The 14,816-nt window shown below is 53.6% G+C and carries 15 protein-coding genes; 2 read left to right on the top strand and 13 right to left on the bottom strand.

Features of this window, described 5'->3' with window-relative positions; genetic code table 11:
* Window position 1 precedes the first annotated feature (1 nt).
* The 11 genes from SYN_RS15550 to SYN_RS14145 form a co-directional block, all read right to left on the bottom strand.
* A complete protein-coding gene (locus SYN_RS15550; RefSeq protein WP_148202596.1) occupies window positions 2-961 on the bottom strand; it encodes an electron transport complex protein RnfA in 960 nt (319 codons plus the stop codon).
* An 8-nt stretch (window positions 962-969) separates the two neighbouring features.
* A complete protein-coding gene (rsxE, locus tag SYN_RS14190; RefSeq protein WP_148202595.1) occupies window positions 970-1,593 on the bottom strand; it encodes an electron transport complex subunit RsxE in 624 nt (207 codons plus the stop codon).
* Window positions 1,594-1,610: 17 nt separating this feature from the next.
* Window positions 1,611-2,513, bottom strand: a complete 903-nt coding sequence (locus SYN_RS14185; RefSeq protein ID WP_011418914.1) for an FMN-binding protein — start codon at window positions 2,511-2,513, stop codon at window positions 1,611-1,613.
* Window positions 2,510-3,562, bottom strand: a complete 1,053-nt coding sequence (locus SYN_RS14180; protein ID WP_011418913.1) for an RnfABCDGE type electron transport complex subunit D — start codon at window positions 3,560-3,562, stop codon at window positions 2,510-2,512. The genes SYN_RS14185 and SYN_RS14180 overlap by 4 nt, the downstream gene beginning before the upstream one ends.
* Before the next feature lie 21 nt (window positions 3,563-3,583).
* Window positions 3,584-4,903, bottom strand: a complete 1,320-nt coding sequence (gene rsxC, locus SYN_RS14175; RefSeq protein ID WP_011418912.1) for an electron transport complex subunit RsxC — start codon at window positions 4,901-4,903, stop codon at window positions 3,584-3,586.
* 299 nt (window positions 4,904-5,202) lie between these two features.
* Window positions 5,203-5,970, bottom strand: a complete 768-nt coding sequence (locus tag SYN_RS14170; RefSeq protein WP_011418911.1) for an ABC transporter permease — start codon at window positions 5,968-5,970, stop codon at window positions 5,203-5,205.
* Window positions 5,967-6,752, bottom strand: a complete 786-nt coding sequence (locus SYN_RS14165; RefSeq protein ID WP_011418910.1) for an ABC transporter ATP-binding protein — start codon at window positions 6,750-6,752, stop codon at window positions 5,967-5,969. Before SYN_RS14165 ends, SYN_RS14170 begins: the two co-directional genes overlap by 4 nt.
* A complete protein-coding gene (locus SYN_RS14160; protein WP_041585164.1) occupies window positions 6,749-7,762 on the bottom strand; it encodes an FAD:protein FMN transferase in 1,014 nt (337 codons plus the stop codon). The genes SYN_RS14165 and SYN_RS14160 overlap by 4 nt, the downstream gene beginning before the upstream one ends.
* A 251-nt stretch (window positions 7,763-8,013) precedes the next feature.
* Window positions 8,014-8,511 (bottom strand): SoxR reducing system RseC family protein, encoded by a 498-nt coding sequence (locus SYN_RS14155; protein ID WP_011418907.1) that lies wholly within the window; start codon window positions 8,509-8,511, stop codon window positions 8,014-8,016.
* A 228-nt stretch (window positions 8,512-8,739) separates the two neighbouring features.
* Window positions 8,740-10,791, bottom strand: coding sequence for a molybdopterin-containing oxidoreductase family protein (locus tag SYN_RS14150; protein WP_011418906.1), 2,052 nt, complete (start codon window positions 10,789-10,791; stop codon window positions 8,740-8,742).
* A 48-nt stretch (window positions 10,792-10,839) separates the two neighbouring features.
* A complete protein-coding gene (locus SYN_RS14145; protein ID WP_041585163.1) occupies window positions 10,840-11,778 on the bottom strand; it encodes a class I SAM-dependent methyltransferase in 939 nt (312 codons plus the stop codon).
* Here SYN_RS14145 and SYN_RS16320 point away from each other — a divergent pair.
* Complete coding sequence (locus SYN_RS16320; protein ID WP_011418904.1) at window positions 11,777-11,953, top strand: hypothetical protein; 177 nt, start codon at window positions 11,777-11,779, stop codon at window positions 11,951-11,953. The two genes, SYN_RS14145 and SYN_RS16320, sit on opposite strands and share 2 nt — an antisense overlap.
* Window positions 11,954-12,116: 163 nt before the next feature.
* Window positions 12,117-13,211, top strand: coding sequence for an SAM-dependent methyltransferase (locus SYN_RS14140; protein WP_011418903.1), 1,095 nt, complete (start codon window positions 12,117-12,119; stop codon window positions 13,209-13,211).
* Window positions 13,212-13,264: 53 nt separating this feature from the next.
* Here the strand turns inward: SYN_RS14140 and fdhD are convergent, their stop codons facing one another.
* Together fdhD and SYN_RS14130 are read right to left on the bottom strand one after the other, a co-directional pair.
* Window positions 13,265-14,086: a formate dehydrogenase accessory sulfurtransferase FdhD gene (fdhD, locus tag SYN_RS14135; RefSeq protein WP_011418902.1), complete on the bottom strand. Its 822-nt coding sequence runs from the start codon at window positions 14,084-14,086 to the stop codon at window positions 13,265-13,267.
* Complete coding sequence (locus SYN_RS14130; RefSeq protein ID WP_011418901.1) at window positions 14,083-14,784, bottom strand: formate dehydrogenase accessory sulfurtransferase FdhD; 702 nt, start codon at window positions 14,782-14,784, stop codon at window positions 14,083-14,085. The genes fdhD and SYN_RS14130 overlap by 4 nt, the downstream gene beginning before the upstream one ends.
* Window positions 14,785-14,816 lie beyond the last annotated feature (32 nt).

Genomic DNA, 14,816 nt, shown 5'->3' with positions numbered 1-14,816 from the left:
ATTAAAAAATTGCCATTCCGGAAAAACCCATGAAGGCAAGAGCAAAAAGGCCTGTTGCGACAAAAGCTATGGGCAAACCACGAAATGTGGGAGGAACATTGGCTAATTCCAAACGCTCCCTTGATGCCGACATCAGGAAGAGTGCGAGAAGGAATCCACCGCCAGCGCCAAGAGCCAGCATGAAGCTTTCAAATGCGTTGTATTCATTGCTCGCAAGAGTCAAAGGAACAGCAATGATAACACAGTTGGCGATCACCAGAACAAGGTACACACCGAAGGCCTTGAAAAGAGCAGGATTAACCTTACGAAGGACCGTGTCAACAGCCTGTACAGTAAGGGAAACCAACCCAATGAAAACTACGACCTGAAGGTAATCGAGCCGATAGGGTTTGAGAACGTACTGATACAGGAACCAGGATATCATGGCACTGACCACCATGACGATTGTGAACGTTATCCCCATACCGACAGCAGTGTCCTTTTTCCGGGATGTTCCGATAAAAACGCACAGGCCAAGATATTTGGTGAAGACATAGTTGTTTATCAGCATCGCGCCGATGAGAATCGAGAAAAGATAACCGAAATAAGATTTCTTTACGTCCAAAATGGCGGGTCCCATATTCTTGCCCTCAGACGATACTGGGGTCATGCTGACAACATGGGCCGCGCGGAGGTCTATATCTTCACCAAACCTGATCAAAACGGTTTTCTTGTCGGGACTGAGCTCTACCTTTTCAACGGGCAGGAGAACATCCGGGTTCTGTTTTTCATTTACTTTAAAGTTGGCTGGACTGGTTGCCCATTCTTCGTCGACAGCTCCCGCAAACTCGATCACGATGGTCCGGTTGTCCTTGAAATCAGTCTTTTTGGCAAATGAATTTTCGGCAGCATGACCGCACACCGGCAGACTGGCAAGAAAGATCGAAACCAGCCAGATCGACAGCAAAATGGATCTTTTCATCAAAGTGCTCATGACTTCCTCTCTTTACTGCGGTTGAAAACCACCTCAATGTAGTTGAACATTGCCATCATGATCCCCACACAGAAGAAACCTGCAGCAGGGAGAACAAAGAAAAGCAGGGGTTTGAATCCAAGAACATCGTAGCCGAGAAGCGTACCTGCGCCGAGAAGCTCCCGAACGAAGCCGATAGTCACCATCCCGACCATGAACCCGATGCCCATGCCGACACCATCAAAGAATGAGGACGTAACAGTGTTCTTACAGGCAAACATTTCAAGCCGCATGGTAATAATTGCAAACGCAACAATCAGTTTGACGAAAAGTCCCACCTGCTTGTAGGCTTCGGGCACATAGGCAGCCAGGACCAGGTCGATGACCGTAACCCAGGTGGCAATGGTCAACGTGTAGGTCGGAATGCGAATCCTGGGGTGAATAAAGTTCTTGATGGCGGCAATCGTACAACTGGAAAAGACCTGGACGAAAAGGACGGCGGTGCCGAGCAGCAGACCGTTTTTGATAGAGGTCGTCAATCCGACGGCCGGGCACATGGAAAGGGCCAGGCGGAAAATCGGATTTTCCAGCAAAATCCCGTTGAAAAGCAGTTCGCTATTGGTTTTTTTCGTGGCGGCCAAAATACTCCTCCTTAATGTCAAATCAAAGCTGGTATCTTCTGGCTGGCGATTGCCTCATCCAGGATCTTGATCCGGTAGGCAAACCGCTTGGCCATGTTCTTCACGCCATCTGTCACGCACCGACTGGAAATGGTGGCGCCGGTCAGGGCATAGATATCTTTGTCGCGATACTGAGTGAGGATCGTATCCAGCTGTTCACCACTGAATTTATCCGGAGCATCCAGGTAGCGACGGTATTCATCAGGCAGGGGTTCCTTGACGACGTCCAAACCCTTCAGACGCTCAAAGGATCTGTTCCTGAACTGGTTCTTGAAGTAGTTCTGTGAGATTTCTGCTCCGAGTCCGGGATCTTCCTCGTGCTCCATGATCTCCAGACCGAGGACATCGAACTGGGGATTCAGGGAGAGGATGACTTTAATATGAGTCTTGAAGCCTCCAAATTTCCCTGGGAGGAGGTATGCCAGCCTCTGATTCCCCATCCGGGCGACAACCGTTGAATCCTGATAGGCAAACCCTTTTTCAGTCTTGAGGGCCTCTTTCAAAACACTCTGGCGTTCAGCATCCTCAGCGGCTTTCTCCAAAGAAATGTTCAAAGGGAGACGCTGTTCCAGTTTTCCATCCAGGGACAGCTTGAGAAACTCATAACTTTCCTTGCCGGCATTACTGACAGGGACCATGTAGCCCAGATAGGTCGTTCCCTTTTCTTCAATAATATAGCGGTAAATCGAGTAAAGCTTCAATTCTTTGGGAGCCGGGTTCTGACTGCTGTAACCGAGCAGTCCCAGCATCGTTGTCTGAACATTATGATGTTCATTATCTTTTTTGGCTTTATCTGTGAAGATAAAGGTCATGCCCATAACCAGGGCTGCAAGAAAACAGGAAAGAGTTAAGCGAAATGTTATCCGTATAATTTCTTTCATTTTACAATACCTTTCGCAGGAGCAAAACGCTTGGGTTTAAACCAGGATTCCAATGCCGGTGTCAGCGTATTCATCAGCAGTATTGCATAGCAGATGCCTTCCGGATAGCCGCCCTTGAGACGAATCAGGACGGTTATGGCTCCAACACCGATCCCGAATACCAGTTGTGCAGTTTTCTGAGTGGGAGCCGTGACGTAGTCCGTGGCCATGAAGATGGCCCCTAAAAAGATACCGCCAGACAGCACCGCCAGAATGGGATCACCGTTGAAATATCCTTCCCCACCGAAGATCCACGTCAAAAGACCGACGGAAGCGATGGTGGAAACGGGAATGTGCCAGGAAATATATCGTTTATAGATTAAGAATGCCCCTCCCAGGAGAAGGAGCAGATTTGATGTTTCCCCGATACACCCCGGACGGACGCCAAGGAAGAAGTCCTTATAAACGGTAGAAAGAGTTCCGTATTTCTCGATTAAAGCGGCGAGTCCGTAGTGCTTGAGCACATAAAGGGGGGTGGCTGTGGATACCGCATCGACTCCCGGCTGCATGTATTTGAAAATGGCGAAATCCTGGATGGGCAGAATCCATGCCGAGGTCATGGCAACAGGAAAGGTTGCCACCAGAAAGGCGCGTCCGATCAGGGCCGGATTGAAAATGTTGAATCCCAGTCCACCGAAAAGATGCTTAGTGATGTAAATGGCAAAAATCGCTCCCAGGATCGGCATCCAGTAGGGAACGCCGGGTGGAATCACATAGGCCAGTAAAAGACCTGTGATCACGGCACTGCCGTCCTTTATGGTGATCGGACGGTGAAGCAGCTTCTGGGAAACCGCTTCGGTCAGGACGCAGCTCAGAACGCTGATCAGGGTGATAATCAAGGTCTGAAAACCGAAAATAAAAACCGATAAAACGAGAGGAGGCAACAGGCAGGCATTCACCATCCACATGATCTTGGCCGTGGATTCACGGCTCTTGACATGGGGCGACAGGGAGACCGTCAATGCCGGCAATGGATTTTCTGAAATCTGAGTGTCTTTTACTTGCTCCACGATGGCTTGACTCCTTTTTAACTATTTTCTCGCCTTTTGCTTGGCCAGGCGGATAAATTGGACAAGCGGCCTCTTGGCTGGACATACAAAGGCGCAAGAACCGCACTCAAAACAATCAAACACACCGAAAGGTGCGGTGTCGGCAGCCCGACCGGCTTCTACGTACAGGCCGATCTCATTGGGAGAGAGCCCCATGGGGCAGGCTTCGACGCACCATCCGCACCGTATGCAGGGTCCATAGGGCTGTTCATCAATTTCATCACGAGTCAGAAAGAGAATTCCGGAACAGGTTTTTGTTACTGGAATGTCCAAGCTCGAAACGGCGAATCCCATCATGGGGCCTCCCATGACGATCTTGGCCAGATCAGCCTTGGTGCCTCCCAGGTACTCAACAATGTCCCGAATGCGCGTTCCGATCCGAACCTGTAGATTGGCGGGCCTGGAAATGCCTCTGCCGGATATGGTGATGACCTTTTCATAGAGCGGTTTATTGAGAACCACCGCGTCAAATACCGCCTTGGCCGTACCGACGTTCTGCACAATGACGCCGACATCGAAAGGCAATCCGCCGCCAGGCACCTTTCTGCCGGTGGTGCTTTCGATCAATTGTTTCTCGGAACCTTGAGGATACTTGACTTTCAGGGGGCTGACCTGAATCTTTACCCCGTCAAGCTTCTGCTGTTCAATGGTTTTCCTAAGAGCGTCGATGGCGTCATTTTTATTCGATTCAACACCGATATAACAATCTTTGATGCCCAGAACATGCAGAAGAATCTTTGCGCCTTCAACCACCTCTTCAGGTTTCTCGAGCATGACGCGATGATCGCAAGTCAGGTAGGGTTCACATTCTGCGCCGTTCAAAACCAGGGTGTCAACCTTGGCATCCGGCGGTGGAGACAGCTTGACATGAGCCGGGAAACCTGCACCGCCAATCCCGACGATGCCGCCATCCTTGATCTTCTGAAGCAGTTCCTGAGGGGACAGACCTCTCCAGTCCGAGGGAGTGTAGATTTTATCAGGCGCTTCAGTATCCCGATCAATGGTCACGGAGGGAATGTTGAGCGAGGTCGGTCCGATGGATGTGCCGACATTCGTCACCGTGCCGGTAATGCTGGCGTGAACATTTGCTCCCAGACCCTGAACCTGACCGATCAGGTCGCCTTCTTCCACACGGTCCTTTTTGTTCACCAGGGGCTGGCAGGGAGCGCCAAAATGCTGAAGAAGCGGAATTTCAACCTGTGCCGGCAAGGGCATCTTTTCAATAGCCAGATGTTCAGTAATCTCCTTGGACTCTGGAGGATGAACTCCGCCTTTAGCGAAAGTCAACAATGATGCAGTCATAGTTAATAACCCGATGATTTCATTAAAGTTTCTTTTTCAAGCCTAACGATCCGGTCACTATGTTTCGGATCATTAGCCTGTCTACCGTAGCCGCAATGTGGATATTATGTAACTATTTTTTTGTCAAGAACTATTTGATGAAACCAAATAACAAATTTCAAGTCAAGCTTAAATATGCCCGCAAGGACAGAATGACGATAGCGGTTGAAAAAGCTCGGTTGACCAGAAACTGGCACGAAAGAACATTTTCTGGGAATTTTGCTGTCAGTAAACTACGGGAATAAATTAAGCTTATTCCGTCAGATATAATACTTGCCCCGTCGGGCGAAAAGATAGAGCGCCGTCATGAAAATTACATTGGTGAATAGGGCGATGGCCAGGATATCGAAAGCGGGATCTCCGTCCAGTCCCAGGATAATGACACGCAGGAGATCCACGGCGTAACTGAACGGATTGAGATAAATCAGAATCTTCAGCCAGTCCGGAATATTGGAGAGGGGATGGAGGGCGCCGCTGAGAAAAAAACACGGCATGACCACGAAATTATTGACAGCGCCGAACCCCTCCAGGGAGCGGATCCGTGCTGCGAGGAGCACGCCGACTGCAGTTACGGCCAGTGCAATGAAAAAAATGGCCAGCAGGGTCTGGAGCAACTGCAGGAGACCAAGGGAAAGCCCGAGAAGCGGATAGACTGCGAGCACGATCACTCCCTGAGAGCCGGCGATGATTGCGCCGCTCATGACCTTGCCGAGGATGATGGACCAGCGGGGAATCGGAGAAACGGTGATCTCTTTCAGAAAACCGAATTCACGGTCCCAGACAATGGTGGCTCCGGACATGACCCCGGAGAAGAGGACATTCATAGCGATAATGCCGGGGAAGATATACTGCTGCCAGTTGATTCCGACCAGAGGCAGGGCGACGAAACCGAATTTGAGTCCAGTCCCAAGCAGGAAAAGCCAGAGCGCCGGGCGGACGATTGCTCCGACCAGTGGACTTTTCTGACGCAGCGCCCGGATAAGATCGCGTTTCATGATGTAGTAACTGTCCCGAAGACCGCTAATCATTTGATCCTCCGCACGCGCAGGGTCGCCTTCAGCCGCTCCAGTTCACCGGTTTCCGAATCCTGCAGATCGCGTCCGGTCAGGTGGAGGAAAAGATCGTCGAGGGTTTTCTGTCCGTGGATTTCTTTCAAGCGGGTCGGGGAATCGCAGGCAATGATGGCGCCGTGATCGAGGATGGCGATGCGGTCGCAGATTTCGGCCTCCTCCAGATAGTGGGTGGTGAGGAGGACGGTGAGTTCACGATCCCGGCGCAGTTCGGCGATGTAGTCCCAGATGCGGCGACGGGCCTGGGGATCGAGGCCGACGGTTGCCTCGTCCAGCAGCAGGATCTGAGGGTGATGGAGTATACTGCGGGCGATCTCCAGGCGGCGTTTCAGTCCGCCGGAAAAGGTGATGACCAGGTCGTGGCCGCGGTCGGCAAGGCCCACCATTTCCAGGAACGCCTTGATGCGCTGAGTGACATCCCGGGGCGGGACATGGTAAAACATGGCATGAAAATAGAGATTTTCATAAGCTGTAAGGCGTTCGTCCAAGCTTGGATCCTGGAAGAGAACCCCGATGGCACTGCGGATTTTTGCCGGTTCTTTTTCCAGCGCCCAGCCGTTGATCGTGACGGTGCCGCTGTCCGGTTGCATCAGGGTGACCAGGATATTGATCAAGGTCGATTTGCCGGCGCCGTTTGGACCGAGGAGACCGAAGCATTCTCCCGGTGCGACATGAAAAGACAGGTTGTTCAGGGCCTTATGGCTGTTGAATGAATGGGTGACGTCCTCGACCCTGATCATGATTGCCTCAGTAATTGAAAGCCCGGGGTCGTATGAATTTTCCCCTGGGTATCGATCAGCACCGCCTTCAGGTTTTCCTGTTCAAGGAATCTCATGCTCCAGTTCAGATCGTTTAAAAAAAGGGCTTTTGTAAGGATATCCGCGGTTGCGGCATTCCGGGTCACCACAGTTACCAGTGTCATCTTTTCCGGAGCGGGCCACCCGGTACGCGGATCGATGATATGGGAATAGCGGTGACTGTCCCTGATAAAAAAACGCTTGTTGTCCGCGGAAGTGCCCATGGCGTCCCCGGAATGCAGGACTATCACCCCGACAAGCCTGCCTGCCTCACGGGGGTTTTCCACACCGATTCTCCAGCCGCGCCCGCCGGGTCCGTCCCCGATCACCTTGATGCTGCTGCCTCCGTTGATCATGGCGTTCTTGATGCCGTTCCTTTTGAGGACCTTGGCGGCCTCCTCCACGGCGTAGCCCTTTGCGATGCCGCCTACGGTCAGGGACATTCCGGGTTTCACCAGCTGGATTTCCCGTTTTTCCGGGAAAAGGAGCAGTTTGTTACCGCCGACTTTGGGAAGGGCGGCTTGAATCGCTGCGGGCTCAGGGAAATTACCCTCGCCGTCATAACCGAATCCCCACAATTCCAGCAGGGGATTGACGGTTACATCGAAGGCCCCGTCCGTCTTCTGCCAGTATTCGGCAGCCAGGGAAAGGATCTGCCATGTATCGTCACCGACTTTCAGAGGACGTCCACCGGCCTGAGCGGCCAACCTGTTCAGATCTGAAAATTCCTGCCGTCCAATGGCGGCCTCGATCTGCTGCATTCGTGCAAAAGCCGCTGTAATGGCTGCTTCTGCTCCCCGATCGTAGGCCGTTATTTCGATAATCGTCCCCATCATCAGCCGTGAACGAACCAGCGGTTCATTCGCGATTCGGCTCCATGCCATCCAGAAAAAGCCCAGCATCGATCCAGTAAGAATAATACCGAAGATCATTTTTTGTGTCGTTTTTGTCATGGATCTCATTTAATCATGTACCATCAAGGGTATAAAATTTCGTATTTTTTTATAGAAACAGGCAATCATCAAGTTGAAGAGATTCATCAGGGGGATAACCCTGTTTCCGGAATTTGTGACCATGGGGTTCTCTCTTCCCCGGGGCATTGCAGGATACAGTCCGAACCGCTGCCGGTCCCGCACTTTTTAAATGCGGCATATCAGTGTATCCAAACCCGGTCTCAGAGAGGATTCAAAGGCAAAGGATGGCGTTAAGATGACCACGGAATACATTGACTGCAGTCGTCCCGGCAACCGGCACGACCGCCGGAAAAGGCGGCTAATTCCTCCCGGGATCTGATCACCCGGTCGATGACCATCAGATTCTCTTCGGACAGATGCCGGTAATATCGAACCCCCAGTACAATGCCGAGCAGACCCCCACCAAGGGCAGCGATTGCCATCGCAGCTTTGCCCAGCGCGCTCCCCAGCATCGTGCCGGCGATTACACCAGCCAGAGGAAAGCCGATCAGGGCGGCGATGTTCTTCATGACGACGCCGGGCTTGCGGTAGACGGAAACCCAGTCGCCGACCTGGGCATCGGCCCGGTTCAACGCTTCGGTCCGAACCATTGAACCGTCGGTCGCACAGTGGCACACCCGCCTGGATATTTCCGGCGCATCGGGTATGCCGGGCTTGTCCGGCCGGATAACAATCTCGGCCCTGCCGTTCGGAAGAAGACTCGTCACCACGGCGTCATATTGGGCCATTGTGCACCTCTATTCATAAACTTCTTCATAAATTCTTTTCAGGGCAGAAGAGGATAAGGAAACCGCGGAGGTATGTCAATGAAAAAAAGCAACTTCTTACTCAAGGAGATCCTGCGTTGGCTTCGTTATCGACTCCTCGACCTTCCCGCGCGGTTCTCCTGCATTGCCTCCCGGCCGCATCGATGTCTTCGCTCATTGGAACAGGAATGACCATCGCCGTTCATGGCCTCAGGTCTCGATGCGACATAAAAAACTGCGATTTGACGGTGTAGCAGTGATGGGATCCCGCCGGTTGTCATCGGTCAGATTGTTGACGTTGGCATCCGGGTCGATCTCTCCCCACCCCCAGGCGATGCGGATCGACCCGGGGTGGACGACGTCGGAGATCCGGGCCTTCATCCGCACCTGTCCCCGTTCGTTGGAGATCGTGATTTCCTGCCCGTCGCTGATTCCCCTTGCCGCCGCATCCCGGGGATGAATATCCACGAAGCCTTCCGGTTCCTGACGTGCCAGGGACGGGATGCGCAGGAACTGGGTGTGGGTGAAGCGGTTCGTCCTCTCGCCGCTTATCCCGATCACGACGTCGGCATTGCATGCGTCTGCGGAACCGGGCAGGTCTTCAAAGGTTCCCTCGGCAAAGGGTACCGGCGCATGCCCTGCCCGGGCAAGCCGGTCTGAATGAAACTCCACCCTGCCGGACGGCGTGGCAAACCCTTTGCTGCGGTATTTTTCGAATTTCGTTGGCTCGGTCCACAGACCATCGGGATTTTCCCGCAGGAAGGCCACCGTCAGACCAGAGGGGGAAAGCTGTTCATCGATGGCCGCCTCCACCGACGCCCAGGGAAAATCAGCTTCCAGTCCCAGGCGGCGTCCCAGTTCGAAAACGATCTGCCAGTCCGGTCGGCTCTCGCCCAGGCAGTCGATGACCTGATTCTGGAGGACCACGGGGCTGCTGCGCATCGAGGCGCGGTTGAGCTGGGTTTTCTCAAAGCAGCTTGCCGCCGGTAGGATGACGTCGGCCATCTCTGCCGTCCGGTTCCGGAAGAGATCGATCACCACGAGAAAGTCCAGTTTCTGAAGCGCCCGCCGGACCCGCTTTGCATCGGTCATCGTGACCGCCGGATTTCCCGACTGCACGACAAGCATCCGGATCGGATAGGGTCGCTCCCCGAGAATGGCATCGATCAGACACGACTGGGCGTGGCGGCCCCAGGTGGGGTGGAAGGCGTCGAAGAGGGGATAGGCTGCGGTAACCGGTTGAACGTCTTTGGGAAGCCGCTCTTTGAGTTGGATATTCTTCAGAGGGATCGGCTGGGGAATCAAGTCCCCGCCTTCCCGGTCGATATTTCCTGTAACGGCCCGGAGCATACAGACCGCCCGGGTCGCCTGGAAGGTCGAAAGCTGCATGTCCAGGCCGTTGCCGTCAATGATGCAGGCAGGTCTGGTTGTGGCGTAGAGCCGGGCTGCACGGCGGATGTCCTCTGGATCGAGCCAGAGATCCGCGGCAACCAGGTCCGGAGAAAAGTGCGCGACAGCCGCTCGCAGCTCGTCGAATCCAATACCGTATTGATCGACGAATGCGGCGTCGTATAGATTGTTGTTGATGATCTCGTTCAGCATGGCCATCGCCAGCGGGCCGTCATGGCCCGGCTTGATCTGCAGCCAGATGTCGGCCATCTGCGCGAAGGATGTCCTGATCGGATCGACAACGATAAGCCGTGCGCCATGGGATCGGGCATGAAGGATCTGTTCGCAGACGCCTGGAGCGGTGTTGCGGTCGTTTTTTCCCCAGATGAGGATGCATCGGGAATTCCGGGGCTGGGGAAGAGTCATGGCGCCGTAAGTAAAGGCATGGGCCATCTCCCGGGCGACATGGCAGACGGAACCGTTGCCGATTGTGTTGGGGGAGCCGAAGGCGTTCATGAGTCGGCAGGCGTAATCCCAGGGCGCGCCCCAGTCGGCTGCCATGCCCCGCAGCCAGGCAATGGACTGGGCGCCGTCGGTCCGCCTGAAGAAGTTGAACCGCTCCGCCACCCGCCCCAGCGCTTCATCCCAGGAGGCCTCGTGAAAACCGTTGCCCGGTCCGGATCTGATCAGGGGACGGAGTATACGGGCCGGGGAATAAACAATTTCCGGAGCCGCGGCAAGTTTGGGGCAGGAGAGACGCTTCTCTTCAGGCAGAAAGGATTTTCTTGCCGCGCGGACCATTTTCCCGGCCTCCACAGTTACCGTGACCGGGCAGCAGGCTGAACAGAGTCGGCACACCGTATGGCATTGCATGATGTCCCTCCTTTTTTCTCAAAGATAAGCGTGTATCGGCTTGCTCGCTCAGCGCGCTGCCTTGACAAAGCAGCTTCGAATCGATTCGTAATGGTTGCAGTGTGTCCGGATTTTCCACTGAATCCGTCCCATGCCCTGGATATGCCAGAATGGATGCAGCCCGTCAAGACGTCCTTCCAGGAGGGCAAGGACGTTCTCATGTCCCCTCCCGGCAAAGAGGCCCTCCTGAGTTCCACCCAGCCAGTCCGCCGGGTCGGCAACCTCCGGAGACCAGGAAAAGGGATCGGAGAACAGGCACTGCGCCCCTCGGGGGCGGGCAACACGGTTGAGCTCCTGGAGATGTTTCAGGGGCTTGGAAACTTTGTCCACAATGTTGAGAGAGGAGACAGACGCGAAGGAGGCGGTGGAAAAGGGGAGAGCCAGGGCGTCGCCGACGATGAATTCGCAGTTGTCCGTCTTCCAGTTTCCGGGGAAGATCAGCCGCTGGGAACGGGTGATCCGTCCCTCTTCCGCCAGTTCTAACGTACCTCCCCGGGAGAGCATCAGCTCCCGCGCTGTCCGGATGAAGGCGACTGCGTTGTCGATGCCGACGGCAAAGTCGGCTTTCTGCGCCATTTCGAAGGTAAACCGGCCTACAGCAGATCCCGCATCGAGACAGAAGCCTCCATGGGGTTCAATGAGAATCGCCCATTCTCTGTAGGCGTTGGATGCTTCATCATCTTTCATGAGGTCACCGAAGTGGCTCCAGAGGTAAGAGGAAACGACCGGCATCGTCTCGTAGCGGTTTTTCTGCCGCAGTTCAAGGGATGGATCAGGTTCCAGGAAGGCAATTCCCTCTTCGATGGGGTAATCGGTGCCGCAGTTTCCGCAGTGCAGTCTTCCCTTCAGAATTTCCGTGGAAGACGTTTCCAGTGCGACGTCGCTCAGACGAATCTCCTCCGGCAGGCAGCGGGGACAAATAAGTATGTCCAGAAGAATCTTTTTCATGCGTGAACTCCCCAATCCCAAAACCAAAAAACGCGATCACAACGATTCGGCTGCCGATGCCGTTGCCTGGCCGATAAAACGGCCGGATATTTCCGTGTCGGAAAAGCGCATATCAACCGCTCGCGACAACTTTCGATATTTATTTTATAAGAAAAACATTCAACAAAGTCAATGAGGTTCGCGCTTCCGGGGAAGGATTTGTCTACAGGTGTGGATTGGATGAAGCGCTGGGTTTTCCATCCTTAAAATAAAGAAGGAAAGCAGATATTCCGACTGAACAAAATGATTACATCCAATTTTTATAGATATGTAAAGAATGCCATCAAGGTTTAAAAAATGTGCGCCGGAAAATTCGTCATTTCGCTTGTCTTTACCTGTATAATTACCGTCCTTCCCAGGAAGGAAGGGGCATTTATGAAAAATTACTTCAGGTTCTCAAGCAGAACGATCCCTGTCTCGTTCCGCCGCCGACTGCCGGTTCGGAGCAGGAAAAGCGCGCTCTTGAAAAGTTCCACGCCCTGGTCAACGGTTACCTTGTAACGGCCTGGCTGGCCCGGCGGAAAAACCGTATCGTCCATGCCCTCAGGGCCAGCACCGCAAGGGGCGCACGGAAAAACATCGAGGCAGACTATGATTTGAGCAATGACCTCTTTCAGACCTTCCTGGATCGAAGGCTTTTGTATTCCTGCGGCATCTACGCGGACGGATTGGAATCCTGCGAGGATGCCCAGGAGCGTAAAATCGAAGAGATTATCAGAAAGGTGGAGATTCGGGTTTCAGACTCTGTCCTGGATATCGGGTGCGGGTGGGGCGGCTTTGCGGCAGAGGCGGCAAGAAAGACCGGCTGTCGCGTGACAGGGATCACGGTATCCGAAAAACAGCATGCCTTTGCCCGGGAGATGGTGGCGCGGGAGGGACTTGAGGACAGGGTTTCCATTCTTCTTGTCGATTGCTGCGATGTGTCCGGAATCTTCGACAAGATCGTTTCCATTGAGATGCTCGAAGCCGTGGGGCATCAGTACCTGGGCGATTTCTTTGCTGTCTGCGATCGACTGCTCAAGCCCGGTGGCAAGGTTCTAATCCAGATCATCACCGTCGCCGATCAGGTTTACGATGAGTACAGGAGAGAAACGGACTGGATTCAAAAGCATATCTTCCCCGGCGGGCAACTGCTGTCCGTCACCACCTTGGTTGAAGCAGCCACTCGGCACTCCAGTCTGGTTATGGAGCATCTGGAGGATATCGGACCTCATTATGCCCGCACCCTCAAGGACTGGCGGAAGCGATTCAACAAGAACAGGAATCGCGTTCGTTCTCTGGGGTTCGATGAATTGTTCGAGCGAAAATGGAACTACTACCTGGCCTGTTGCGAGGCGGGTTTCCGGGAGCGGGCTCTCGGCGATATCCAGGCTGTTTTCCGAAAGCCCACATGATCGGGGTAATGTCTTTCCGGGTTTCTCTCATTCAACTTGAGAAGCGCCGATATTCAGCGCACTCTCTCCACCCCGGTGTAAATCCTCATTTCAGCTTTCTGAAAAACCCGGACCTCCATGTTCGTGTGCATCCTGAAACCGACGTCCCGTACGAAACCGATGAGGGTCAGCCCGCATTGTTCACCGATTTCAATGCCTTTATCTGTGACGGCGGTCTTGGTGGCGACCAGGGGAATGCCGGCCCGGCCGATTTTCATAACCATTTCAGAGGCCATGCGGCCGGTGGAGACAAGGAGTTTATCGGCACAGTCGATTCCATTCAGGAGCGCATAGCCGATCACTTTATCCAGGGTGTTATGCCGTCCGATATCTTCCACGACGCAGAGGAGATTCATAGCCCCATCGAAAAGTGCGGCGGAATGCACACCTCCGGTTTCGCGGTAAAGAGAAGCGCGTTCGAAGAGGAGGTTCATGGCCCGAAAAATATCTTCTTTCGCGATGCTGAAGTTGGACGTAAGGCGTGGCAGGGCGGAGGTTTCAAAGTAGGCGGTGCGACCGCCTCCTGAGACGATGCGATAGGTGGTCTTCATTCTGCGGCTTGACAGGATATCCGCCGTTGCCAGGACAACGTCGGCGCCCTGGTCTGTGATATCCAGCCTGGTGATCTCTCCGGCGCTTTCGATAAATCCCTGCCCGAAGAGATAGCCTGCTACAAATTCCCTCTCCATTGATGGCGTGAGGGATGCGATCGCCAGATGTTCTCCGTTGATGATGACGGGCAATTCTTTTTCGACAACAATGCTGGCTTCAGAAGGCGTAAACCGACCGTCCGACAGCTTGAGGACTGGAACGATTTTTGATGCCGGTTCCATCATTGTATTCTCTCCGGATGAGAGTACACGATCATGAAATCTCCCCTGACCATTCCGACGATGGTTATTCCTGATTTTTCCGCCAGTTCCACTGCCTTTGAGGTAGGTACTCCCTTGGTGGCGATGATCGGGATGCCTGCGCTGAGGTACTTGAAAATCATCTCAGCCGGCTGCCGACCGGTGGAAGTGGCGAGCGTCCTGGAAAAATCGACCTTTTGGAGTAATGCGGCACCGATGACCTTGTCCATGGCGTTGTGGCGGCCCAGGTCTTCAGCAAGGGAGATGGCTTTACTGCCGGCGATAAAAAGGCCAGCGGAATGCACGGCTTCGGTTTCTTCGAAAACCGGAGACTTCAGGATGGCGCGGACACTCCGGAAAATATCTTCTTTGGAGATTTTAAGATTTGAGGTGATGTTCCGGGGAAAAGAACGTTTTTCAATACCGGTCTTGAGACTGACCCGGGCAATGTCATTTGTTATTTCAAGGGAGGCAATGTCCGTTGCCTCATGAATCAATCCCTGCACATACAGATATCCGGTAATATATTCTTTTTCCAGCGTGGCCAGTATCATGGCAGTGGCGCAGTGCCTGCCATCCACAAACATGGAAAGCGCCTTCTCTCTCACGACTCTTTCGCCTGTGGGTGTTAACTCTCCATCAGCCCGGGTAAATTGCACTTCCTTGAGAAATCCGCTTTGCATAGAACACCGTGCTCCGTCATGGCGAGACCGCT

It is taken from the genome of Syntrophus aciditrophicus SB (assembly GCF_000013405.1).
GTDB lineage: Bacteria > Desulfobacterota > Syntrophia > Syntrophales > Syntrophaceae > Syntrophus > Syntrophus aciditrophicus.
The sequence above is the reverse complement of the archived record's forward strand: the minus strand, read 5'-3'. Positions and strand labels throughout refer to the sequence as shown.